This is a genomic window from Rhodococcus sp. C26F (assembly GCF_053345925.1).
The window spans coordinates 1-23,175 of sequence record NZ_JBKFBA010000039.1; the positions used below are offsets into that span (position 1 = coordinate 1).

The 23,175-nt window shown below is 61.7% G+C and carries 20 protein-coding genes and 3 pseudogenes; 12 read left to right on the forward strand and 11 right to left on the reverse strand.

Annotation, left to right across the window (positions count from 1 at the left end):
• Nucleotides 1-109: 109 nt before the first annotated feature.
• The 5 genes from acs to ACLBYD_RS25575 all read right to left on the reverse strand — a co-directional run bounded on the left by acs (nucleotide 110) and on the right by ACLBYD_RS25575 (nucleotide 6,152).
• Complete coding sequence (gene acs / locus ACLBYD_RS25555) at nucleotides 110-2,041, reverse strand: acetate--CoA ligase (protein WP_447818595.1); 1,932 nt, start codon at nucleotides 2,039-2,041, stop codon at nucleotides 110-112.
• A gap of 48 nt (nucleotides 2,042-2,089) precedes the next feature.
• On the reverse strand, nucleotides 2,090-3,388 hold the full coding sequence (ribB, locus tag ACLBYD_RS25560) for a 3,4-dihydroxy-2-butanone-4-phosphate synthase (RefSeq protein ID WP_447818596.1): 1,299 nt from the start codon (nucleotides 3,386-3,388) through the stop codon (nucleotides 2,090-2,092).
• A gap of 88 nt (nucleotides 3,389-3,476) precedes the next feature.
• Complete coding sequence (locus ACLBYD_RS25565) at nucleotides 3,477-4,001, reverse strand: flavin reductase family protein (RefSeq protein WP_447818597.1); 525 nt, start codon at nucleotides 3,999-4,001, stop codon at nucleotides 3,477-3,479.
• Between the two features lie 19 nt (nucleotides 4,002-4,020).
• Nucleotides 4,021-4,731: a hypothetical protein gene (locus ACLBYD_RS25570; protein ID WP_447818598.1), complete on the reverse strand. Its 711-nt coding sequence runs from the start codon at nucleotides 4,729-4,731 to the stop codon at nucleotides 4,021-4,023.
• A gap of 347 nt (nucleotides 4,732-5,078) precedes the next feature.
• On the reverse strand, nucleotides 5,079-6,152 hold the full coding sequence (locus ACLBYD_RS25575; protein ID WP_447818599.1) for an LLM class flavin-dependent oxidoreductase: 1,074 nt from the start codon (nucleotides 6,150-6,152) through the stop codon (nucleotides 5,079-5,081).
• Between the two features lie 107 nt (nucleotides 6,153-6,259).
• On the opposite strand from ACLBYD_RS25575, the gene ACLBYD_RS25580 reads away from it, so the two are divergent.
• Complete coding sequence (locus tag ACLBYD_RS25580) at nucleotides 6,260-7,090, forward strand: MaoC/PaaZ C-terminal domain-containing protein (RefSeq protein ID WP_447818600.1); 831 nt, start codon at nucleotides 6,260-6,262, stop codon at nucleotides 7,088-7,090.
• Nucleotides 7,091-7,108: 18 nt separating this feature from the next.
• Here ACLBYD_RS25580 and ACLBYD_RS25585 read toward each other — a convergent pair whose 3' ends face one another.
• Entirely contained in the window at nucleotides 7,109-8,263 is a 1,155-nt protein-coding gene (locus tag ACLBYD_RS25585) for a thiolase C-terminal domain-containing protein (RefSeq protein WP_447818601.1), read from the reverse strand.
• A 44-nt stretch (nucleotides 8,264-8,307) separates the two neighbouring features.
• On the opposite strand from ACLBYD_RS25585, the pseudogene ACLBYD_RS25590 reads away from it, so the two are divergent.
• From ACLBYD_RS25590 to ACLBYD_RS25600, 3 genes and pseudogenes are all read left to right on the forward strand, one after another.
• Nucleotides 8,308-8,442, forward strand: a pseudogene (locus ACLBYD_RS25590) (zinc ribbon domain-containing protein); the annotation flags it as partial.
• A gap of 12 nt (nucleotides 8,443-8,454) precedes the next feature.
• Complete coding sequence (locus ACLBYD_RS25595) at nucleotides 8,455-8,718, forward strand: Zn-ribbon domain-containing OB-fold protein (RefSeq protein WP_447818634.1); 264 nt, start codon at nucleotides 8,455-8,457, stop codon at nucleotides 8,716-8,718.
• Nucleotides 8,719-8,829: 111 nt separating this feature from the next.
• Nucleotides 8,830-9,660: a mycofactocin-coupled SDR family oxidoreductase gene (locus tag ACLBYD_RS25600; protein WP_447818602.1), complete on the forward strand. Its 831-nt coding sequence runs from the start codon at nucleotides 8,830-8,832 to the stop codon at nucleotides 9,658-9,660.
• 102 nt (nucleotides 9,661-9,762) lie between these two features.
• On the opposite strand, the gene ACLBYD_RS25605 is transcribed toward ACLBYD_RS25600, so the two are convergent.
• Entirely contained in the window at nucleotides 9,763-10,116 is a 354-nt protein-coding gene (locus ACLBYD_RS25605; protein ID WP_447818603.1) for a WhiB family transcriptional regulator, read from the reverse strand.
• Nucleotides 10,117-10,422: 306 nt separating this feature from the next.
• Nucleotides 10,423-11,537 (reverse strand): annotated as a pseudogene (locus tag ACLBYD_RS25610) (IS630 family transposase).
• 55 nt (nucleotides 11,538-11,592) lie between these two features.
• On the opposite strand from ACLBYD_RS25610, the pseudogene ACLBYD_RS25615 reads away from it, so the two are divergent.
• A pseudogene (locus tag ACLBYD_RS25615) lies at nucleotides 11,593-11,811 on the forward strand (LLM class flavin-dependent oxidoreductase); the annotation flags it as partial.
• A 209-nt stretch (nucleotides 11,812-12,020) separates the two neighbouring features.
• Here the strand turns inward: ACLBYD_RS25615 and ACLBYD_RS25620 are convergent.
• The 3 genes from ACLBYD_RS25620 to ACLBYD_RS25630 all read right to left on the reverse strand — a co-directional run bounded on the left by ACLBYD_RS25620 (nucleotide 12,021) and on the right by ACLBYD_RS25630 (nucleotide 14,345).
• Complete coding sequence (locus tag ACLBYD_RS25620; protein ID WP_447818604.1) at nucleotides 12,021-12,665, reverse strand: TetR/AcrR family transcriptional regulator; 645 nt, start codon at nucleotides 12,663-12,665, stop codon at nucleotides 12,021-12,023.
• 109 nt (nucleotides 12,666-12,774) lie between these two features.
• Complete coding sequence (locus ACLBYD_RS25625; protein WP_447818605.1) at nucleotides 12,775-13,197, reverse strand: Zn-ribbon domain-containing OB-fold protein; 423 nt, start codon at nucleotides 13,195-13,197, stop codon at nucleotides 12,775-12,777.
• Nucleotides 13,197-14,345, reverse strand: coding sequence for a thiolase C-terminal domain-containing protein (locus tag ACLBYD_RS25630; protein WP_447818606.1), 1,149 nt, complete (start codon nucleotides 14,343-14,345; stop codon nucleotides 13,197-13,199). Before ACLBYD_RS25630 ends, ACLBYD_RS25625 begins: the two co-directional genes overlap by 1 nt.
• A 249-nt stretch (nucleotides 14,346-14,594) precedes the next feature.
• Here ACLBYD_RS25630 and ACLBYD_RS25635 point away from each other — a divergent pair, with 249 nt between their 5' ends.
• The 7 genes from ACLBYD_RS25635 to ACLBYD_RS25665 are packed head-to-tail and all read left to right on the forward strand — an operon-like array spanning nucleotide 14,595 to nucleotide 23,041.
• Nucleotides 14,595-15,359: a hypothetical protein gene (locus tag ACLBYD_RS25635; protein ID WP_447818607.1), complete on the forward strand. Its 765-nt coding sequence runs from the start codon at nucleotides 14,595-14,597 to the stop codon at nucleotides 15,357-15,359.
• A gap of 42 nt (nucleotides 15,360-15,401) precedes the next feature.
• Nucleotides 15,402-16,316 carry an LLM class F420-dependent oxidoreductase gene (locus tag ACLBYD_RS25640; RefSeq protein ID WP_447818608.1) on the forward strand — a complete coding sequence of 305 codons (915 nt, stop codon included), beginning with the start codon at nucleotides 15,402-15,404 and terminating at the stop codon, nucleotides 16,314-16,316.
• Nucleotides 16,317-16,338: 22 nt separating this feature from the next.
• Nucleotides 16,339-17,487, forward strand: coding sequence for an LLM class flavin-dependent oxidoreductase (locus ACLBYD_RS25645; protein WP_447818609.1), 1,149 nt, complete (start codon nucleotides 16,339-16,341; stop codon nucleotides 17,485-17,487).
• A 35-nt stretch (nucleotides 17,488-17,522) separates the two neighbouring features.
• Nucleotides 17,523-19,034 (forward strand): AMP-binding protein, encoded by a 1,512-nt coding sequence (locus ACLBYD_RS25650; protein ID WP_447818610.1) that lies wholly within the window; start codon nucleotides 17,523-17,525, stop codon nucleotides 19,032-19,034.
• 48 nt (nucleotides 19,035-19,082) lie between these two features.
• Nucleotides 19,083-20,672: a class I adenylate-forming enzyme family protein gene (locus ACLBYD_RS25655; RefSeq protein WP_447818611.1), complete on the forward strand. Its 1,590-nt coding sequence runs from the start codon at nucleotides 19,083-19,085 to the stop codon at nucleotides 20,670-20,672.
• 5 nt (nucleotides 20,673-20,677) lie between these two features.
• A complete protein-coding gene (locus tag ACLBYD_RS25660; protein ID WP_447818612.1) occupies nucleotides 20,678-21,514 on the forward strand; it encodes a mycofactocin-coupled SDR family oxidoreductase in 837 nt (278 codons plus the stop codon).
• Nucleotides 21,515-21,565: 51 nt separating this feature from the next.
• The gene (locus ACLBYD_RS25665) at nucleotides 21,566-23,041 is read left to right on the forward strand and encodes an aldehyde dehydrogenase family protein (protein WP_447818613.1); all 1,476 of its coding nucleotides are present in this window, start codon (nucleotides 21,566-21,568) and stop codon (nucleotides 23,039-23,041) included.
• Nucleotides 23,042-23,175: the final 134 nt, after the last annotated feature.

Below are 23,175 nucleotides of genomic sequence, written 5' to 3' on the forward strand. Positions count from 1 at the left end.
GTTCTTTCGTTCGGCGGATGAGTTGGTGGTACTTCCCATCCTGCCGCCGGAAGACCCGTCCGCCTTCGTCAGCCCCTGGTGGTGTCTACAACGTCATGACCCGCAACAACTAACGGGCGCGGATGGCGTCGAAGACGGCCGGATCGACGAGCGTCGAGGTGTCGCCCAGTTCGCGACCCTCGGCGACGTCGCGCAGCAGGCGGCGCATGATCTTGCCCGAGCGGGTCTTCGGCAGCTCCGGTACCACGGTGATCTGGCGCGGCTTGGCGATCGGGGAGATCTCCACCGCGACGTGATCGCGCAGTTCCTTGATGAGCGTGTCGCCGGTGTTGGCGACGTGCTCGCGCAGGATCACGAACGCGACGATGCCCTGACCGGTGGTCTCGTCCGCCGCGCCGACGACCGCGGCCTCGGCGATGGACGGGTGCGACACGAGCGCCGACTCGACCTCCGAGGTGGAGATGCGGTGACCGCTCACGTTCATGACGTCGTCGACACGGCCGAGCACCCACAGCGCTCCGTCGTCGTCGTAACGCGCACCGTCGCCGGCGAAGTACCAGCCCTGCTCGGCGTAGCGCGACCAGTAGGTCTCGCGGTAACGCTGCTCGTCGCCCCAGATGCCGCGCAGCATCGCCGGCCACGGCTGATCGAGCACCAGATAGCCGTTACCGCCCGCGCCGAGCGGGGTGGCCTCGTCGTCGACGATCTTCGCCGAGATGCCGGGCAGCGGCGCCATCGCCGAGCCGGGCTTGGTGGCGGTGATGCCGGGCAGCGGCGAGATCATGATCGCGCCGGTCTCGGTCTGCCACCAGGTGTCGACGATCGGGGCCGAATCCGCGCCGATGACCTCGCGGTACCACCGCCACGCCTCCGGGTTGATCGGCTCGCCGACGCTGCCGAGCAGACGGATCGACGACAGATCGTGGGCGTCGGGGATCTCGCGACCCCACTTCATGAACGTGCGGATCAGCGTCGGGGCGGTGTAGTAGATCGACACCCCGTACTTCTCGATGATCTCGAAGTGCCGGTGCTCGTTCGGCGAGTTGGGGGTGCCCTCGTAGACGACCTGGGTGACGCCGTTGCTCAGCGGGCCGTAGACGATGTAGCTGTGGCCGGTGACCCAGCCGATGTCGGCGGTGCACCAGTAGACGTCCTTGCCGGGCTTGTGGTCGAAGACGTAGTGGTGCGTGTACGACGCCTGGGTCAGATAGCCACCGGAGGTGTGGATGATGCCCTTGGGCTTACCCGTGGTGCCCGAGGTGTACAGGATGAACAGCGGATGCTCGGAGTCGAACGGCTGCGCGGTGTGCTCCGGCGACGCCTTCTCGACGGTCTCGTGCCACCAGAGGTCGCGACCTGAAGTCCACTCGACGTCGATGCCGGTGCGCGCGACGACCAGCACGTGCTCGATCGACTTCGCATCGGCGACGGCCTCGTCGGCGGCTGCCTTGAGCGGCGCGGCCTGGCCACGACGCCACTGGCCATCGACCGTGACGAGCAGTTTGGCCTGCGCGTCGTCGATGCGCGAGCGCAGTGCCGACGACGAGAAGCCGCCGAAGACCACCGAATGGGTCAGGCCGAGGCGCGCGCACGCGAGCATGGTGACGATGGCCTCGGGGATCATCGGCATGTAGATCGCGACGCGATCGCCGGCGACCAGGCCGAGCTCGGTGAAGGTGTTCGCGGCGCGACAGACCTCGGCGAGCAGGTCGTTGTAGGTCAGCGACCGGGAATCGCCGGGCTCGCCCTCGAAAAAGATGGCGACCCGATCGCCGTTACCGGCCTCGACGTGCCGGTCGACGCAGTTGTAGGCGACGTTGAGCTTGCCGCCGACGAACCACTTCGCCAGCGGTGCGTTCGACCACTCGAGCACTTCCGTCCAGGGCTGCGCCCAGTCGAGTCGTTTCGCCTGCTCGTCCCAGAATCCGAGCCGATCGGCGTCGGCCGCGGCCTGCAGTTCCGGACCGGCGTTGGCCGTGGCGGTGAACTCCGGGCTCGGCGGGTACGCCTTCGATTCGTGCTCCTGGGCTGCGCTCGTCATGAAGCTACTCTTCCTTATCGGTCACTGACCTCTGTCTGACGTGCTCACTCAGCCGGTGGATTTCGCAACATCCGGCTCGATCGGGATCGAGTGCCCCATGCGGCGCCTTTTCGTCCGGAGGTAATCCACGTTGTGGGGATTGACATGCGATGGATGAGCAACGCGGTGAATCACCTCGATCCCGTGCTCGCTCAGTGCATGCATCTTGTCCGGATTGTTTGTGATCAAACGGATACGTGTGGTGCTCAGGTCTTTCAGGATTGCAGAAGCCACGGAGTAGTCTCGCGAGTCCACAGGAAGACCCAGCGCGACGTTGGCGTCGACTGTGTCGTAGCCGACTTCCTGCAGTCCGTAGGTGGCCAGTTTCGCGCCGAGACCGATACCTCGACCTTCGTGACCGCGTAGATAAACAAGGATTCCGCAGTCTTCCGCCGCGATGGCCCGCAGAGAATCCTGCAGTTGTGGCCCGCAGTCGCATTTGAGCGAGCCGAGTATGTCACCCGTCAGGCATTCACTGTGCACTCGTACGAGAGCTGCGTCGTTATCAGACCCGGCGAGATGTGGCGCACCGGCAACCAACGCTAAGTGTTCGAGACCGTCCTGATCGCGAAATGCGTGAACGGTGAACTCGCCGGACGAGGTCGGAAGATGGGCCGTGGAAACGCGTGTCACCGCGGATTCGGTCCGCCGGCGGTATTTGACGAGGTCGTGCACGCTGACAATGTGCAGTCCATGTCGTCGCGCAAACCGGAACAGCGATGCACCCCTCATCATCTCGCCGTCATCGTCGACCAGTTCACACAAGATACCGACGGATTCGAGACCCGCAAGCCGGCACAGATCGACGGTCGCTTCGGTATGACCGGCACGTTCGAGCACACCTCCAGCCCGGGACAACAAAGGCATCACATGCCCCGGGCGAGTGAGATCGCTCGCAAGTGTCGATACCGACGCGAGCTTTCGTGCCGTGACAGCTCGATCCGCGGCAGATATGCCCGTAGTGACACCGTCTTTGGCATCGACGGCCACGCCGAAGGCGGTACCGAGGTTCTCGGCATTGGCCGCAGTGGGAACCATGAGTGGCAAATCGAGTGTTGCCGCCCGTTGCTCGGTCATAGCGACACAGACAAATCCTGAGGTGTGCCGGACCACGAATGCCATTTTCTCGGTCGAGACATGTTCGGCAGCCATTACGAGGTCGCCTTCGTTCTCCCGCGCCTCATCGTCGACGACGATGACGATCTCTCCGCGCGCGATGGCGTCGAGCGCACTCGGCACTGGATCGAATTCGTCAAGCGAGGCCGCAGCGCCGATTAGGTCGACGCGGGATCGGCGGTCCATGCTCATGATGCCTCCGGCAGATGAAGGTGTTCGAAGGTGGGAGAGTTGGTTGCCCGGTTATCTGGCACGTAGTGGGCGGAAACGACCGAATAGATCAGTTTTCGCCAAGATGTAGGCGCCCGTACTGTCCTTTGTGAAACAGCAGAGGTGATCGGTCGTCGGCGTGGAGATTCAGCACATTCGACACCACGATTACGTGGTCACCTGCGACGTGTTCGGCCTCGATGCGGGCTTCGATCCACGCGGCAGCCTCGTCGAGGATCAGGCTGCCCGAGGGCGACTGATGCCAGTTCAGACCGGCGAACTTGTCGCCGCCCTTGACAGAGAGTTGTCGTCCGACATGTTCTTGTTCCTCGGAGAGGATATTTATGACGAAGGTGCCGGCCTGCTTGATCATCGGCCATGAGCTGCTGGTGTGGGCAACACAGAATGCGACGAGTGGTGGGTCCAGTGACACCGACGTGAAGGAGTTCGCCGCCAGACCGGCTCTTTGGCCGGACACAGGATCGACAGCGGTGATGGCGACCACGCCGGTTGCGAAGTGCCCGAGAACCGATCGCATGGTCGACGGGTCGACGATTGTCTGGTTCGCGTACTTACTTGTTGAGGTCGTGCTCATGGCAACCTCTCCTTCTCTGTTACAGGTGCTGTCCGCGTTCGTCGCGGATCGATGGCGCAGTCGACTCCTCGCGCACTTCGGAGTCGATTGCAACTTCGATCGAGACGGGAGTGATCGTTGTGATCGCTTGGGCGATTCGTCCGTGCCACATTCCGTTTGCAATCAAGCTGTCTCGGTTGAACGAGACGTAGATGCGTGCCGAGTCGAGGGTTCCCTGCCGGCGCACTTGGAGTTCCCAGTGTGCGATGCCGTCGATGCCGCGCAAGGCACGCTTCAATTCGGTGATGGAAACCCATCGACCACGGATGAGGATCAGGTCGCCGTAGGTATTCGTCGGCATTGCGACGGTGTTGCCATCGGTGGAACCGAGATAGCCCGTTCTGATTGCTGTATCGCCGAGGCTGGAATGCCATGGGTACCGGACCACGATCTCCGACAAGTTGTCGTGGGTGATCTCGGCTGTCGGCTGCGCGTAGGCCAGGAGGTCGTCGCGTACAGGGACCAGCGCGGAGGTCTTTGCATCCTTATGGGCGATAGGCACGCCGCTCACCGGGTCGGTGAACAGTTCGACTGTCTGTGCTCCGAACTCGCGTCCAAGGTGTTGGATGCTCTTCGGATCTGCGATCTCACCGGTCAGTACGATCAGGCGAAGTTCCAAATCCAGTGGATCGACGAGGAATTCGAGATGCAGCCGGGCGAGGAAATCGGCCACTCCGGTCGGTGTGCCCACCAGGACACTTGCTCGGAGGTTCTCCAGAGCGCGGAGCAGTCTCATGCGTCCGCGGGGTCCGACACTGGCCGCGGCAGCGGCGAAGGTGGAGCATGCTTCTGCGACGAGTGCGCCTCCGAGGTCGCCGTCGTTGTTGAGGGCGACGACCACCCGGTCCGTGGGCTTGATGCCGGCCGCCGTAAGTGACTGCGCGGCCAGAGTTATCGACGCGGCTCGGTCGTCGACAGTGAGGGGGAAAACGGACGACACTGTCGGGTCCACGTGTACAAGACCCGTCGCCTTGCGTGGGTTGATTCCAGGGAGCGATGTGCGTTCGACAGGCTCGGACAGGGAATGGGTGGTCTGAGTCATCGGATCTCCACGACGTCGGAGGCGAACAGTTTGATGGAGCTGAGGACATGCTCGTTGTCGAGTCCGCCGACCTGGAATTGTCCGATGAGGTCTGTTACCCCAGCTTCTTCGAGTCGCTGGACAGCCTTTTTGGAGCCTTCGACGTCGTCGATGACGATCATGAGGTTTTCACGGAGAGTCTCGATCGCCTCTTCTTGGGACTGACCTGCTGCGAGGGCTCCAAGAACTCGGTGGCTTGCGTGCCGTGCATCGTAATAGTCGGGGGGAGCGACGAGGTTGACCTGTCGGCGGATGTACCACATCACAGCGTCTGCGGCATTGGCGTGCGCTTCGTCGGTCGTCGGCGCGACATGCCACGGGATCATCAGGGCAATCTTGCGGGTCTCGGGATCGAAGCCGTGGCGGGCAAGTTCTTCCTTGTACTTCGCGATGTCCTCGGCGACATCGTCGATGCCCTTGAGCATCGTCATTCCGAGCAGGTTGTATCCGCGACGAGCGGCTTGGAGATAGCCGTCGAGGCTGGTCGAGGCGACCCATACCGGAGGGTGCGGTTCCTGAACGGGTCGGGGATAGACACCGACATCCGGGACGCTCCAGTACTCGTGCTCAGCGCTGTAGGGTTCGCCGTCGGCTTCCCAGATGCCGAGCACTGTGTCGAGGTTCTCCTCCCACAATGCGCGGGATTGCTCGAACGGCCGCTGGAATGCTTGGTATTCCAGCGGTGAGGCGCCGCGACCGGTACCGAATTCGATGCGACCACCCGAGATGATGTCCATCGTGGCAACACGTTCTGCGGTGCGGATCGGATGCGAGAACGGAAGAAGGACGACGCCGAGTCCCAAGCGGATCTGTTTGGTGACGCGTGCCAGTGCGCTCAGGACGATGTCCGGTGCGGATGAGTGGGAGAAGCCACGCGTGAAATGGTGCTCGACCATCCAGGCAGTGGTGTAGCCGAGTCCATCGGCGAGCGTGACCTGCTCGATGAGGTTCTCGAAGGCCTGCTGTTCGACTTCCTTGGTGCGTCCGCGTACCTCGAGTTCGTATCCCAGGCCTGCTCGCAGCTTCGCCATGCTGAAACTCCTGTCGGTTGTACCGAGTGATGAATGTGACCGTGCCTGTTTCCGGCGCTGAAAACAGCGTAACCCAAGCGCTTGCTCAAATGCTATACGCTTTCGGTATGGAGTTGAAGGAATGGGCTGGATGCCAGTTGGGAACACGAGTGGTGCAGTACCGCGAAGAAGACGCGATCCTGTACGCATTGGCCGTCGGCGCCCGGGCGGACGATCTGCCGCTCGTCTTCGAGCGGGACCTGAAGGTTCTACCGACATTTGCTCTGCCGCTGGCCTTGTGGGTTGCCGACGCGGCGTCGGAAGCAGGGGCATTCGTGCCGGAGGAAGCGCTTCACGGTGCCCAATCGTTGGCAATGCACCGAGCCCTTCCTCGGTCGGCCGAGTTCGAGGTCTACGGTCGCATTCAGGCGGTTCGGGACACCGGTAGATCGGCGATTCTGGATATCGAGGCAGAGTGCGAGTACTTTTCCGCGATCTACTCGATCATTTTGCCCGGAAAAGGAGGGTTCTCGAGCGTCGATACTTCGACGGTCGAGGTTCGTCGCGCGGTGTCGGATTCGGCGCGGGGTCCGGTGCTCACTCCGTCGTTGCAGGTGAGGGTGCCGCCTACACAGGCTGCGCTGTATAGGCTGACAGGCGATCGTCATCTCATCCATATCGATCCCGGCGCTGCACGCGCCGCGGGCTTCGCCGGCCCGATCCTGCACGGTCTGTGCACGCTCGGCACAGTCGCTCGCGCGCTCGCGGTACCGCTGGCGAGTGAGCCGTGGGAACTCTCGGCGATCACTGCACGTTTCGCGGCTCCCGTCTATCCCGGAAGTGCCTTGGACATTGCTATTGCTGCGCCCGAGTCGGCTTCACTTGAGAAGCAATGCGTCCCTTATGCAGTGTCGGTCGGAGGTGCCGGCGTACTTACCGAGGGTCGGGTGAGTTACTGACGTCCGGCTGCCGTCAACTCAACTCCTGGCGAGGATCGCTGCACTACCGAAACTGCCACCGAAACCGGTGCACAGCGCGATCTGAGGTGAGGGGACCTGATGCGTCGCTGCGTTGCCCCGTAACTGGCGTACGGCTTCGAGCACGTTGTTGAGACCGTGCACATATCCTTCCGACAGCAGCCCACCATGAGGATTGACCGGAATCGATCCCGCCGGAAGTGTCTCCCCGGATCGAACGAAATTGCCGCTCTCGCTGGTGGCGCAGAAACCGAAGTCCTCCAATTGTTGGAGGACGACGGGGGAGTAGGCGTCGTACAGCAGCGCGAGGTCGACATCGGAGGGGCGCATCTCGGCCATGCTCCACAGTCGCTCGGCGAGGTGGCGGGAGAACAGCGCGGAAACGTCGGCAGCCTTGTCCATGTTCGAGGCACCGGGTCCGCCGCCTCGCACCACTGCCATAATCCTCGGGTTGTGCGGGCCTAGAGAGGCTGCAATATCCGATCGGCTTACGACGAGCGCGGCTCCAGCATCGGTTTCCTGGCAGCAATCTGCTCGGCGCAGAGGCGTGGAGATCCACGGCTCCGTCAGGTACTCGTCGTATGTCATTCCGGTCTTGACCAGCGCACGCGGGTTGGCTACCGCAAGGTTTCGGGACTGACAGACCACGGCGGCAAGGTCTTCTTGGGTTGCGCCGGTATCATGCATCCACCGAGCGGAGGACAGGGCAAACAGGTTGACCGGACCCGCGATGCCGAACGGATAGGTAAATTGCGCCTCTCCGCCGGCGAGCCGTAACGGCGCTTGACTCATCCGCTTGCCGGATCTTCCGTTGAGGGCGCGGTAGACCAGGACGTTCGATGCTGTGCCCGAATGGACGAGCATCGCTGCATCTCCCAGAATCGAGGCCGATTGTGTTCCGCCGCCGAAGATCTCATTGGTCCAAATTCCAGGGCTCAAACGGAGGTGGGCCGCAACATCCGTGACGGGAGCGGAATCGTTCATGTGGTAGCTCAGGACGGCGTCGATGTCCGATTCCTGCAGTCCTGCATCGCGGATCGCGGATCGGCTCGCTGTCAACGCAAGCTGGAGTGGATCTACGCCGGAATTGCGTGATATCTCCGTGAGGCCGATCCCGGTGATGGCGGCTGCTCCTGTAAACGACTGACGACCCATCTGCTCCCCTTGTAAACCAAGCGCTTGGTTGAAACAATACCGTCATGGTGATTCGCGTTGCTCCTGAACCGAGTGAGTTGGCTCGTCCATTCTGGGAGGGATGCAACCACGGCGAGCTTCGAATCCAACGGTGCCTGGCGTGCGGACGATTCATTCATCACCCTGAGCCGGAGTGTCCGGGGTGCGACAGCGTGAACTACTCGTTCGAGCCGGTGAGTGGGGACGGGACGGTTGAGACCTTCACTATTGTCCACCGGAGCTTCGTGTCAGCTTACCGAGAGGATGTGCCCTACGCGGCGGGATGGATCGCCCTACCCGAACAACGCGGTCTTCGAGTATTCGGGGTCATCGAGGTGGACGGACCTCCTTCGGCGGTGTCGATCGATGCTCCCGTGCACGTCCGCTTTCGCAATGTCGACGGCTTCGGCGCCGTTCCCGTATTCAGGTTGCGGTGAGCCGCAATTGCCGACCGGCTGCTCGAGGCCGTCGCTATTCCGAGTTACAGCGACAGCATGTCGTCTCCCATCGCCCAACACGAGCATCCCACCGAGTAGAGGAAGTGTTTTATGCAGGCCGACAGGCAATTCGAAGGAAAAGTCGCATTCATCACGGGTGCTGCACGTGGACAGGGACGCAGTCATGCAGTCCGGCTCGCGTCGGAAGGCGCATCGATCATCGCTGTCGACATCTGCGAGCAGATCGACAGCGTGCCGTATGCGATGGCCACAAGGGACGATCTGCAGCAGACGGTCAAGGAGGTCGAGAGGGCTGGTGGCAAGATCCATGCCGTGGTTGCCGACGTCCGCGACCGAGCGGGTCTGCAGGCTGCTCTCGACGAGGGGATTGCGAGGTTCGGAGTCCCAAATATTGTCCTGGCCAATGCGGGTATTTCTCCGCAGCGGGCGTCGGAACCGGACCCGCAGCAGGTGTTTCTCGACACTATCGAAACGAATCTGGTCGGGGTGTGGAACACGGTCGCAATTGTGGCGCCGTTGATGATCGAACGCCGTAGCGGCGGGGCGATCGTGATCACGAGCTCAGCGCAGGGGCTCATCGGTCGTGGAGGTGACGGATCCGGTGGGGCGAGCGCATATACGGCGAGCAAACACGGAGTAGTCGGGTTGATGCGTTCGTTCTCTGCGTGGTTGGCGCCCCACTCGATCAGGGTCAATACGGTGCATCCCACGGGGGTGCGGACTCCGATGGTAGAGCACGCCGAGATGGTCGAATGGGTGGCCGCAGATCCACAGCGAGCAGCGACAATGTCGAATCCCATGCCCGTGCCTATGGTCGATGTCGCCGATGTGACCGAGGCTGTGCTCTACCTCGTCGGGGAGTCCGGTCGGTATGTTACTGGCGTGACGTTGCCCGTCGATGCAGGTTTTACCAGCAAGTAGACGCGGAAGCGGGCGAGCGATACGCGCTCGCCCGCGACGTCTGCGACAGCGATACGGCGCCAGGGCATGCAGCCCTTGTGTCCAGTGGAGCTGTGCGGCCCGTCAAGTCGTGACGTGATATGCGGAGGCCGCGCACTCGACGATATCGAGCTCCGCTCCAAGCGCCTGTCGTTTACGGTTTCTCGCGTGAAGAGCGCGCCGCTCGTCCTCGGACAAGCCACCCCAGGTACCATAACGTTCGCCGGCAGACAGCGCGTGACGTAAGCACTCGCTCCGTACGATGCACCGCCTGCAGATCTGCTTGGCGGCCTGCACTCGGGCAGAGCGTTCAGTGCCGCGCTCGTTGTCCGGGTGAAAGAACGTGCCGTTGTCCTCTTCGCGGCATAGGGCTCGGAGCTGCCATTCCCAGGAATCGGCTAACGGTGCGGGAAGATTCAGTAGCGATGGTGCCGGCATCGAGGCGTCCCTTTCCAATCAACCAAGCGATTGCTCAAATACAATAGTTCCACGTGGTCACAGGATCAACACGAACTCTTGTACGAAGCGAATGTCACGTACAGGAAAGCCGACGCAATGCAGAGAACAATCCGGTTCGGCGCAACTCTCGCTCCGAGCGTATCGGCTCAGCAGTGGCGCGATGGAGTCGCCGCGATCAACGACAGCCCATTCGACGTTCTTCTGGTGAACGATCATCTGTCGGGACTCAGGTTCGCGCCGATGGTAGCTCTCGCTGCAGCTGCCGAACTCACTCGACGCGTTCGCCTAGTATTCTGAGTCAGGAATCCTGTTCAGATATGACGCGAGGCGTTCGAGGATCTCGTCCGCGGTCTTGGTCCACACGTATGGTTTCGGGTCGGTGTTCCACTGTGCGATCCAGGACCGAATGTCCTTCTCCAAAGCCTGAGTCGACTTGTGCACCCCGTGACGGATCTGCGTGTTGGTCAACTCGGCGAACCACCGCTCGACGAGATTGAGCCAGGACGATCCGGTCGGGGTGAAGTGCAGATGGAAGCGTGGATGTGCCGACAGCCACGCCTTGATTGCCGGCGTGTTGTGGGTGGCGTAGTTGTCGAGCACTAGATGCAGATCCAGACCCGGCGGGGTCTGCTTGTCCAAGGTTATGAGGAACTTTGTGAACTCGTCGGCACGGTGGCGGCGATGCAGCGACCCGATCACCTTCCCCGACGCGACGTCGAGGGCGGCGAACAAGGTGGTGGTGCCGGCGCGCACGTCGTCGGAGGTCATCCGCTGCGGCACGACGGGCATCATCGGCAGCACCGGCTGCGACCGGTCCAACGCCTGATCTGCGACTTCGCCCCCGCAAGCGGGAGGGACCCCCAGTCGACGCAGAACACCAATGCCCGCTCCGGTGGATCGAGATACAGGCCCACCACGTCGTGGACCTTGTCGACGAAGAACGGATCGGTCGAGAGCTTGAAGCCCTCGGTGCGGTGAGGCTGCAACCCGAAGGCCCGCCAGATCCTCGAGACCGTCGACTGCGACAGGTCCGTCTCCTGCGCCATCGCCCGTGTCGACCAGTGCGTCGCGTTCTTCGGTGTCGTCTCGAGCGTCCGGGTCACCACCTCGGCGACCTGGGCATCGGTCACCGATCGCGGCCCACCCGATCGGGGCATGTCCCCGAGGCCGGCAATCCGGTGCTCGAGAAATCGAGATCTCCAGCGTCCCACCGCATGTTGCGTCGAACCGAGACGGGCGGCCACCTCCTTGTTCGAGGCCCCTTCGGCGCAGGCGAGGATGATCCGGCACCGCAACGCCCACGCCTGGGGTGTCGACGAGCGCCGCACCCAGCCCTCCAGCGCGGCACGTTCGTCGTCGGACAGGACCAGCTCGGCTTTGGGCCGCCCGGTACGCGCCATCCACTGATCCCATTATTATGTATGGAACTCTTGACTCAGAACGCTAGGTGTTCTTGTCCTCGTAAACGACTACCAGAACCCTGTCGTACTCGCGAAGGAGGCCGCGACCCTGGACCTGCTGTCAGGTGGACGACTGGAATTCGGTGTCGGTGCGGGGTGGATGCGTTCCGACTACGACAGTGCAGGGCTGGTATTCGACTCGCCCGGTGTTCGTCTCCGGAGATTGAAGGAAAGTATCGAGCTCGTCCGAAGCGCATGGACCGGGGGCGTCTGACTATGCCGGCGAGTTCTATCGAGCCAGGGCATTGGACCACAGTCCGTTTCGATCGTGCGAGTATGCGGAGACGCGCACCACTCGGTTGGACTTTCCTGAGGAATCGGCTTGCCGACGGGAGAGCGTTTCCAGTGGTGGACGAAATGGTCTTATTACCGACACACGTGATGTGACGTTGATCATACCGGGCATGTTAGGATGAGCAAGGTTCAATGTTCTTGTGACGTAGTCGAATTCAAATTTCGCGCCGGGGGTGCGGAACTGGCTTCTGTCGAAGCGCCGGGCTGTTCCGACTGCTCATGTGTTCGTGAGCGAGCGTTCATGCCACCCATGACGAGTTCGAGGTACTGAGCGGCCAGTGCGGCAGTCGGTATGGGGCTATCAGGGGTGAACCATCGGACTGTGACCCATAGGGAGTCGCGGAGGAAACGGTAGACGACCGAGGGGTCCATTTCTCGGTGAAATACGCCTTGCTCCATGCCGTCCTCGAGGACACCGATCCACATCTGTCGAATGTGGTCTTCCGCGCCGATGAGGTAGCCGAACCGGGGGGTTTGCCCTAGGTGGCTGCGCTCGTTCTGGACGACGGTGATCGCGGCGCGGTGCGTTTCGAGTGTGTAGAAGCCGGCTGCGACGAGCCGACGCAAGGTGGTCGCCGGGTCTGCCCCATGGTCGATGATGTCACGGTACGTAGCCAGCATGCCCGCGAAGTACCGTGACAGGATCTCGTCGACTATTGCTTCCTTCGAATCGAAGTGGTGGTAAAGGCTTCCCGAACGGACTCCGGCTGCGTTGGCGATCTGACGTACTGTCGTCGAGCCGAAGCCGTGTTCGGCGAACAGTGCCGCCGCCACATCCAGGATTGCTTGGCGCCGTTCGGAGCTGTCGGATGGTGGCACACCGAACTGGGGTTGGGGAGTGCGAATCGAATTCGTCGACGTCATCGGGAGATCCGTTTCATCGTCAGACTTCGTGATGGGGAGGTTTACCTGTCCATGTGATGATCGTTTGGGGCTCGGCCGGGTTCGGTTGCACGGCGCTGAAACGGGCTTGTACCGGCATGCCGACCGTGAGATCCGTGCCGACCGGGTCGCCGCTCCAGCTACCCGGAACGAGAAGATTCTGCGCACAGTTCAGCCTGACCAGGACCACCGTGAACGGAGTGGACCGGTCCGGCAGGAAGGCGCGATGACTGACAGTCCAACTTACAATCGTGCCCGTTCCATCGGTAGGGCGCCATTCCCACTCGAAGGAACCGCACTCCGGACACAGGGCGCGCGGTGCCCAACGCAACGTGGCGCATGCGGCGCATTGCTGGACCAGCAGCGAGTGCTCGCTGATTGCTTTCCACCATACTGAGGAGTCCCGGTCGCCGTACGCGGTCATCATTCGCTCCTCAAGATCAATGCGGAGGTGACTCCAGAGACATACCCGGGTTGGCCAGTGCACAATGCAGTCGATGCTTCCGCGACCTGGCGAGGTCCTGCCGCACCGCGGAGTTGTGTCACCGCCTCGACTACGTGATTGAGGCCATGGACGTAACCTTCGGAGAGGTGGCCGCCATGCGTGTTGACGGGCAGCGAGCCGGTCAGTGCTGTTTCGCCGGCGGCAACCATGGCCGCTGCTTCGTTGCGGGCTGCGAACCCGTAGTCCTCGAGTTGCATGAGGACGAGGGGAGTGAACGCGTCGTAGAGCTCCGCGACGTCGATCTCATCTGGACCGATACCTGCTTTCGAGTACAAGCGTGGGGCCATTTCGCGTGCAGCACTGGTGGAGTAGTCGGTGCGGCTCCCTGAAAAGAAGCTGTGCCCACCTCCAGTTGTGGCTCCACTGATGAGCACGGGTTTCGTCCGGAGGTCGCGCGCCCGTTCGGTCGAGGTGATCACCAGCGCAACAGCAGCGTCGGTTTCGAGACAGCAATCGAACAGTCGGAGTGGTTCGCTGATGAAGGGTGATTGAAGATACTGGTCCAGCGTCAACGGTTGGGTCATCATGGCACGGGGGTTCAACTGCGCGTGTGCGCGTTGAGTTACGGCAACCCGTCCGAGATCCTCGGCGGAGGCTCCGGACCGTGAGAGATATGCACGAGCAACCAGGGCGTACTGCTGGGGAGGCGCGACAAGTCCGTACGGCACCTGGTACTGGAACTCGACGAGTGTGGGAACTGCACGATCGGTACCACCCATCCGGAACTCGGATCGCGCATTCAAGGCGCGGTAACACACCACCACCTCGGCTTGTCCGCTGGCTACAGCCATCGCGGCGGCACCGACGGTGGCGGCGGACATGCTGCCTCCTCCTGTGAGGTCGAGTAGAACTTTCGGATCGTCCACGCCCAGGCAATGAGCCACTGCGGCGGCAGGCACGGCATCACCTACGCTGTGGGTCACGAGTCCGTCGAGGTCGGAACGGTCGAGTCCTGCGTCCTCGAGGGCGGCGCATATGGCGCGTAGAGCAAGCTCGAGGGTGCTGACACCGGAGTTCTTCGAATAGGGGGTGGCGCCTATTCCGGCAATGGCGGTGAGGTCACGCACGGCGGTGCCTCATGAGAATGGTCGTGTCCTGGCTTCTGAATGTCATCAACGCCAATCCCTTGTTTGAGCGAGCGCTTGGTTGATACGTTAAGGCGGACGTGATCGTGTGTCAAAGATGCTCGGACTGTGCGAGGTCGTATGCCATATGCGCCTGGTGAGGCGGCTCGAAAGTTCGCGTTGACCCGATCGGTGAAACCTCGTAGATTTATTTGAGCAAGCGATTGCTTGCGTCAACGGAAGGATGTCGACGTGGCACGCGGTATCTATCTCATGGAAGAGGTCTACTTCCATCCGATGAATTCGACCGACCCTCGGAAGTACCTGCAGTGGCTGGTGGATTACAAGAAGGAAGACGAACAGAGGCCCGGATCGGAAGCCGAGCTGACACAAGGGCACTCGGTACGCTCCAAAGCTATCGACCTCGTGGGAGCGTTCTACGCAATCGGGATTTCCGGACACGAGCAGTTCAAAGCGGTGACCCTGTGGGATTGTCACGGAGGCTGGGACGGCGGATGGCGCCAGCAGCTGGAGATCTACAACGGCGTCAAACCTGAACTCTTCCTGTCGAGCATCGACAACCTCAGGCACAAGGCCTTTTCCCGACCCATGGGCGCGGTGCACGGTACGCCCGATCTTCAGGCGCTCCGAACCGAAGGTTACACAGCGCCGTTCTTCCTCCACGAGATCGCGCAGGTTCGTTCGGGTGCAGCTCAGGATTACCTCGCCGCGGTCAGGGAGGAACGGGCACCCATCCTCGCCGATCATGGACACCGACTCGTCGGCCTGTACGAGGTGATGCTGTCGGATACCGAAGTCGCGACTTTCTGGGGGACTGATATCGACAGCCACCTCGAAACCCAGCGAGCCTACGATGCTGCGGTCGGTCTCGATGCCGAAGCGAAAGCCGACCCGCGTCTCGTGGAATGGCGGAAGACCGCGCGGCAGTACCTCGATGGTCCGTGGCGTGAGACGTTGCTCGCACCGTTCCCCGGCTCGGTGCTGGCGCCGAAGTAGACGGCGTTCGGTTCCGTCTGCGATCAAGATCGAGGAGGCTTCGTGCGGTACATACTTGGATTGCCCACCGACCAGGTCGATCGGCCCGGGGAGTTCCTGACCGCCGACGCGGTGGCGGAAGTTGCGCAGGCTGCCGAGCGCGTAGGGTTCGATGCCGTCGCAGTCACGGATCATCCATTTCCGCAGGACAAATGGCTCGAACGTGGGGGCCATCAGGCTCTCGACCCGATGGTTGCTCTGTCATTCGCCGCAGCACGAACATCTCGAATCAGGTTGCTGACGAATATTCTCGTGTTGCCGTACCGCAATCCGTTCCTGACAGCGAGATCCATTTCCAGTCTCGACGTGTTGTCGGGAGGCCGGGTAATTATGGGAGCGGCCGTGGGATACCTCCGTTCGGAGTTCGCGGCGCTCGGGCTAGGGTACGACGATCGGGGCGAGCGCACCGACCAAGCGCTGCGCCTGATGAAGCAGGCATGGTCCGGTACATCCGTCACTGTCGAGGATCCGCCGTACTCGGTGGCTGGGCACACCATGCGTCCAGCACCCGTGCAGCAACCTCATCCTCCGATCTGGTTCGGAGGAAACAGTAAACGGGCCATCCGCCGGACGATCGAACACGGTCAGGGATGGATGCCCATGCCACAGCCGGCGGCGGCCTCCAAACTCACCCGCACACCGGGGTTGGAAACGATCGAGGAACTCGCCGAACGCATCGACTACCTGCGCTCGGGCGCGCGCGAAGCCGGACGGGACAGGCCCGAAGTGTGCTTCGTCCCATTCGGTATGCGTATGACCGAGAACCCGGACCACGAGGCGTTCGATCGATTGGGAGACGAGATTACGACCTACAGCCGGGCAGGAGTCGATTGGCTGTCGGTGCCGTTCTCCGGAACAGATCGCGATTCACTCCTGAAGTCGATCGAGGTCTTCGGTAGATCGGTCATCAACCGATGAAGTTCCATCTGCCCACGAACCAATGTCACGCGCCTGCCCGGCGCAGGTTGCGTCACAGTGGCGCAACCGTCGAAAGGTGAGATACATGAATGCTCCTGTCGAGCCCCGTCCGATGAAGTTCTCGGCGTTCCTGCTGTTTCACCGGCCGGACCGCAACAATTCCATCAAGGAGGTCTACGACTACAACCTCCGGGTCGCCGATCTCCTCGAAGAACTCGGATTCGATGGTGTGTGGGTATCCGAGCACCACTTCCGGGACTACGGAACCGTGCCGAGCATCTTTACGATGCTCGGTTACCTCGCGGCACGCACCGAACGATTGCGATTGGGGACGGGTGTCGTGGTTCTGCCACTCCACAACCCGATCCATGTGGCCGAGCAAGCGGCGCAACTCGACGTACTGTCCGGCGGACGGCTCGACCTCGGACTTGGTCGGGGCTACCAGAGCATCGAATTCGACGGTTTCGGTATGGACCTCGCGGAGGCTCGCGATCGATTCGATGAAGGACTCGACGCAATTACGGGTCTGTGGACACAGGATCCCTTCCAACACGAAGGGCAGTTCTACAGAAGTGGGAACGTGTCCCTGACCCCCAAACCTCTGCAGACCCCCCACCCCCCGGTGTACGTCGCTGCGGTCAGTCCGGAAACCGTCGAGCGTTATGCTCGGCGGGGACTTCCCATCCTTGCCGACCCGGCGGCACCCTTCACCAAAATTCGCAATGCTGCAGATACCTGGCACCGGATCGCAGGAGAAGCCGGATTCGATACCTCACAGACCGATCTTGTGGTCTCGCGGTCGGTGTGGCTGGCTCCCACAGTCGAGCAAGCGAAGGCCGACCAGGCACAGTTCGAAGCCGGCTTCGATCGCGCGAGAATCTTCAACGAGCAGAGCGCTCCAATCGATTCGAAGACGGGGGCGTACGCCAAGGGATTCGAATTCTGGGAAGGCCGCTACCTCAAGGGAGGAGAAGTAGGTAACGATTTCCGTTGGGAGCAGCTCGAGGTGATCGGCGACCCCAAGCGGGTCATCGGTCAGGTAGCGATGCTCAAGGAATTCGGATTCAACCACCTGATGTGTGACTTCGGAAGCACCCGCCACATCCCGTTCGAGGACATGGCCAAGGCCATTACGTTCTTCGCCAAGGAAGTTATTCCCGCCTTCCGCTGACCTGGGATCTCCGCATCCTGTGAAAGGCACGTCGCGTGCACACTGAGCTGACTCTTGCCGATATCGTGCAGGAACATCGTCGGAGCCGTGCCGATCGAGTCGCTGTCGTCGACGGTGATCTCAGACGGACATACGCCGAACTCGACGACTCCACTACGGAGCTGGCGAACGCGCTCATCCGTGAGGGAGTACGTCGCGGTGATCGCATCCTGTGGATCGGTGCGAACTCTCACAAGATCATCGAGCTGCTCATCGCGGCCAGCAGAATCGGAGCAGCACTCTGCGTAGCGAATTGGCGTCAGAGCTGTGACGAGTTCCGCTTCCTTATCGACGACTTGAAGCCGCCGGTTGTGTTTTGGGAGCCCCACATCGCAACGGCGTCTCCGGAAGTGCTGGGCATCGGCACCTCAATCCGGTGGGTTCGCTGTGGCGGTTCCGACGATGACTACGAACCCTGGCTACGATACGGCAGGTTCGACGCCCGCAACGTTCCGGTGTCGGAGCACGATCCGGTGCTCGTGCTCTACACCGCTGCTTTCGACGGTCGCCCGAACGGGGCGTTGCTCTCACAACGGGCGTTGATCCAGCACAGTCTGGTTCTGGCTGCTCAGCGCAGGGTCGAGGAAGGCTTTGTTTTCCTCGACAGTGGACCGATGTTCCATGTGGGAACCATGATGTTCGCGATCGCAACTTTGGTGACGGGAGGCACGAATGTCATCCTCCGCGACTTTGATCCGGAGGACGCATGCGCGCTGATCGAACGGGAGCGGTGTCAGGGAGCAATGCTGTTCCCAGCGATGATCGAACGACTGAAAACCGCGAACAGTGACAAACAGTATGACTTGAGCAGCCTGTCTTTCGCTCCGGGGGACGATCGCTGGAACGAAATGATCACCATCGACGACAGCCCCTGGGGCCGCTCCAACTACGGTTACGGACAGACCGAGGTGGCAGGCATGCTCACCTATCACGCGCTCGGAATCGGCGGCATCGGCACCAGTGGACGACCGAGCCCACTCGTCCAGGTCCGAGTCGTTGACCCCGATGGTGTTGACGTTGTGGACGGCGAGGTCGGCGAGATCGTAGCCAGAGGAGCGCATCTGTTCTCCGGTTACTGGAATCGGCCCGAGCTCAACGCGGAGAAGTTCCGTGACGGTTGGTATCACACTGGAGATCTGGGCCGACGGGAACGAGATGGCACGATTTCCTTCGTGGGCCCCAAGCTCCGAATGATCAAGTCCGGGGGTGAGAACGTCTACCCCGCAGAGGTCGAGCGGGCGCTCCTGGCGCACAAGGACGTAAATGCTGCCGCGGTGATCGGATGTCCCGATGACGATTGGGGCCAATCGGTTGTAGCGGTCGTCGTGCGTAACGAGAGCTCCGACGTCTCGGAATCGGATCTGATCGGACACGTTCGCCGAACTGTTGCTTCCTACAAAAAGCCGCGGGCGGTCGTCTTCGTCGATTCTATTCCGATGCGCGGCATGGTGCCGGACTACGACCTACTCGACAAGAACCACGGGGGAGGCGGCTACCCCGGGCAGTAGCCGGCACCCCCCGACCCGTGACCGACTGTGAATCAGGTGATATCCGCGATGACCTTCTCTCCCTATTCGAACTTCGGGTATGCGACCTTGTCGACCCAACGTGATCGAGCGCCCGATGCTCCCGCGTTGACCTATCGAGGAACCGAGCATCTTACGTACTCGGAATTGGACCGAATGGTCAACAAGACGGCGAATGCACTGCTCGCTGCGGGTATCGGTCAGGGGGAACGAGTTGCGACCTTGCTCGATTCGACGTTGTCGGTCGCGCAGGTGTACTTCGCCCAGTCGAAGATCGGTTCGGTCCTGTGCGCGCTCAACCCTTTCTGGCCAGCGTCCGTCCATGAACAAATCGTATCGAGAATCGATGCCACTACATTCGTGTACGACGCCAAATTCCACGACCTCATCGCCGAGTTGCGGCCGAGACTGACGGCGGTCGAACGTTGGGTGAGGATCCGTACTGACGTATCGGAAACTGTGACCGACACCGTCGACCTGAACGCTCTTATCGCAAGCGCGACTTCGGAAGAACCCTCCTTGGGCGCAGCCGGAGAAGATCTGATGGCGTTGTTCTTCACGTCGGGGACCACAGGATTGCCGAAGGCAGTTCGATACACTCATGCCTCGGCGCTCGCTATAGCCCGAGGCTTATGGCTCGATGTGCCTGCCGGCAGAGACGCTGCCTTGGGAACCGGTCCCATCATCTGGGGTGTGGGTTTCATCGCTGTGGCGGCGCCGGCCGTCGCGGCGGGTATCCGACTCGTCCTCGAGGACAACTTCGGTCCCGCGCGTTTCCTCGAAGCGGTGCCGCGGGAGCGCATCACCCACATCAGCGTGACGCCGAGCTTCTTCTCGGAGCTGCTCAGCAATACCGCTCACGAGACCGCCGATCTGAGCACGTTGCGCGTGGCGATGCTCGGAGGAGAACCACTGCTTCCCTCGCTGCAGGCGAAAATTACTCGACGACTGCCGAACTTGGCATTGTTCGGTTACTACGGGCAGACGGAAGCGCCCTACAGCGTCATCGCGCGGCGAGACAAAGGTGAAATTCCCGACGGAGTCGTCGGGTGGGCCCGATCGGATGGCGCAGTGTGTGTCGTCGACTCATCCGGTGTACCGGTGATCGATCGAGTGGGAGAGATAAGGATCCGTGGACCGCACGTGATGGCCGGATACGATCATCAACCGGAGGCAACGGCCGAGGCATTGCGTGACGGATGGTTCGTCGGCGGGGATGTGGGCTCGATCGATCGTGACGGACGGTTGTCTGTGCTCGGACGACGGACCGACGCCATCGAGCGCGAGGGAGAGTTGGTCCTGCCTGCTCAGATCGAGGACGCAGCCTCGAGGATCGAGGGGGTTGCGGAAGCCGGCGCGGTCGGAGTCCCCGTATCGGGAGGGAGCACCCGTATTCTCCTGGCGGTCGCACCGGAGAAAGACTCGGTCCTCGACTCCGACGACATCATGGCGAAGTTGGACGGTGTACTCCCGCCTTCGGCCCATCCGGACAAGGTGGTGATCACCGCTGAGCTTCCCCATGCCAATGATGGCTCAGGGGGTAAAGGAAAGTTGCTCAGACGTGCTCTGGTCGAACAGTTCGGCGACCTTGTCGAATCGACTCCAGCAGAACGGATGTGACCGCAATGGGATATTTGGACGGACAGGTAGCGGTCATCACCGGTGGTGCACGCGGTCAAGGACGTTCGCATGCACTTGCGATGGCCGAGCAGGGTGCCGACGTAGTGTTGATCGATCGCTGTGCGGATGTCCCGGCGATCAAATACCCACAAGCCGGCCCCAATGATCTTCGCGAGACCGAGAAATTGGTGCGGGAGAAGGGGGTCGACGTTTTGAGCATCGTATGCGATGTGAGCGATCCCGAACAGACTGGTGCGGCGGTGGACGCGGCGACTGCCCGATTCGGCCACCTCGACATTCTCGTTGCGAACGCCGGAGTGTACGGCGGCGGATCGATCCAGGATGCGGACTTCGCTGTGTGGAACGAGGTCATCGGCAGCAATCTCACCGGTGTATTCAACAGTCTGCGTGCGGTCAGCCCGAAGATGATCGAGAACGGCTACGGGAGGATCGTCGTGACCGCATCCAATCAGGGACGCACCCCCGTCGCGGGTTCCTCCCCGTACGTTGCGTCGAAATGGGGGGTCATCGGTCTGATCAAGACGGCAGCGCAGGACCTCGCCCAGTTCGGCGTGAACGTCAACGGCGTAGCACCAGGGAACACATCGACCGCGATGGTGCACAATGAAGCCCTCTATCGTGCCATGAGACCGGATCTGGACGAGCCGACCTGGGACGATGTCGCTCCGATGTTGATGACGCACCATCTCCAGCCTGTTCCGCTGCTTCGCCCGGAGGAAATCACTGCGGCCGTCATGTTCCTCGTCGGTCCGGATACACCGCATATAACCGGAAGCGTCATCGATGTGAACGCCGGCACCGCAGCACGATCGACGGCCTGACCGACCGTCATGAACCCCCAGCCGACACACCACCGTTGCGGAGGAACCGACATGTCTGACCGTGCACAACCAGTGGATTGCCTGCAACTGATCGGAGGGCGCCACCGACCGGCAGCCAATGGGCAATGGATCGACAGTGTCAATCCTGCGAACGGACAGGTCTGGGCAAGGATCCCGGCAGGCGGCGCAGCGGACATCGACGAGGCCGTTGCCGCAGCGACGGCAGCCGCTGAGTCGTGGCGGGCACTGCCGGCGGCATCCAGGGCAGCATGTTTGCGAGCATGGGCGTCGCTGGTTCGTGACGATCTGGATCGACTGTGGCGCCTTGATGCGACCGACAATGGACGCCCACGTTGCGAGGCGGAACCGGCTGTCGCCGGCGCGGCCATGCAGATCGAATATCACGCCGGTCTTGCCGAGACCATTTCCGGTGAATCCGTCCTCATTTCGGAAAAAGCCACCACCTATACCCTGCGTGAGCCATTCGGTGTCGTGGGTTTAATCATTCCGTGGAACGCTCCGTTGGCGATGTTCCTCGCAAAGGTCTCCGCGGCCATCGGCGCGGGAAACACGATCGTCGTCAAACCTCCGGAACGAGCATCGGTATCAGTCCTTGCAGCCGCCGATCTGCTGATGCAGGCGGGTATCCCCCCAGGCGTCGTCAACGTCGTCACCGGGGAAGGCCACACTGCTGGAGAAGCGCTCGTCGCGCATCCGGACGTTCGGAAGATCAGCTTCACGGGTTCGACCGCAACCGGGCGACGGATCATCCAGACTTCCAGCGGCAATATCAAATCGCTCGCCCTGGAACTCGGTGGGAAATCACCGAACATCGTCTTCGCCGACGCGGACCTGGACGCGGCAGCTGCGGGCGTTGCCGCGGGCATTTTCACTGCCAGCGCGGGCCAGGCGTGTATCGCCGGCTCACGAATCCTCGTTCAGCGTGAAATATTCAACGACTTCGTCACGAAGCTCCGCCATAAGGCCGAGAGCATGGTGCTCGGTGATCCACTCGATGCAGCGACCGATATGGGCCCGCTTGCCTTCGATGTCCAGTACGAGAAGGTCCGAGAGTATCTCGACATCGGAGTCGGTGAAGGCGCGACGCTCTTGTTCGGCGGACGATCGGGGCCGAGTCTTTTCCCGCATGACAGTGTTCACGCCGGTGGGTACTTTGTGGAACCCACACTTCTTGCGACCGAGGACCACACCCTCCGGGTGTGCCAGGAAGAAATTTTCGGTCCGGTGGCAGTTGCGATACCGTTCGAGTCGGAGAAGGAAGCTGTCGCTCTTGCCAACGACACGTCGTACGGGCTTGCTGCCGGGGTATGGACGAGTGACCTCTCCGTTGCGCATCGCATGAGTCGGCGTCTGTCGGCCGGTAGCGTCTGGATCAACACGTACCGGCGTCTTCATTGGGCAATGCCCTTCGGTGGACAGAAGGAGAGCGGCACCGGTACCTCCAATGGTCCGGCAAGCCTGGACGAATGGCTCGAAAACAAGAGCGTGTGGATTGAGCATGGGTGAGGTCCGTAACGTCGTCGAAGACCCCTGTTGACCTCTGTTCGGCCTTGGACCGCGCGAAGGTCGAGATGCCGGGCAACGCCGGCTAGGTGAGATGAGGCAACCTGTGTGGTTTCATCAGGAACCCATTCGTGATC

Bases quoted from the DNA above. Each gene is read 5' to 3' on its own strand.
- acs (WP_447818595.1), bottom strand. From the start codon at position 2,041: ATGACGAGCGCAGCCCAGGAGCACGAATCGAAGGCGTACCCGCCGAGC.
- ribB (WP_447818596.1), bottom strand. From the start codon at position 3,388: ATGAGCATGGACCGCCGATCCCGCGTCGACCTAATCGGCGCTGCGGCC.
- ACLBYD_RS25565 (WP_447818597.1), bottom strand. From the start codon at position 4,001: ATGAGCACGACCTCAACAAGTAAGTACGCGAACCAGACAATCGTCGAC.
- ACLBYD_RS25575 (WP_447818599.1), bottom strand. From the start codon at position 6,152: ATGGCGAAGCTGCGAGCAGGCCTGGGATACGAACTCGAGGTACGCGGA.
- ACLBYD_RS25580 (WP_447818600.1), top strand. From the start codon at position 6,260: ATGGAGTTGAAGGAATGGGCTGGATGCCAGTTGGGAACACGAGTGGTG.
- ACLBYD_RS25585 (WP_447818601.1), bottom strand. From the start codon at position 8,263: ATGGGTCGTCAGTCGTTTACAGGAGCAGCCGCCATCACCGGGATCGGC.
- ACLBYD_RS25600 (WP_447818602.1), top strand. From the start codon at position 8,830: ATGCAGGCCGACAGGCAATTCGAAGGAAAAGTCGCATTCATCACGGGT.
- ACLBYD_RS25605 (WP_447818603.1), bottom strand. From the start codon at position 10,116: ATGCCGGCACCATCGCTACTGAATCTTCCCGCACCGTTAGCCGATTCC.
- ACLBYD_RS25625 (WP_447818605.1), bottom strand. From the start codon at position 13,197: ATGACCGCGTACGGCGACCGGGACTCCTCAGTATGGTGGAAAGCAATC.
- ACLBYD_RS25645 (WP_447818609.1), top strand. From the start codon at position 16,339: ATGTCACGCGCCTGCCCGGCGCAGGTTGCGTCACAGTGGCGCAACCGT.
- ACLBYD_RS25655 (WP_447818611.1), top strand. From the start codon at position 19,083: ATGACCTTCTCTCCCTATTCGAACTTCGGGTATGCGACCTTGTCGACC.
- ACLBYD_RS25660 (WP_447818612.1), top strand. From the start codon at position 20,678: ATGGGATATTTGGACGGACAGGTAGCGGTCATCACCGGTGGTGCACGC.
- ACLBYD_RS25665 (WP_447818613.1), top strand. From the start codon at position 21,566: ATGTCTGACCGTGCACAACCAGTGGATTGCCTGCAACTGATCGGAGGG.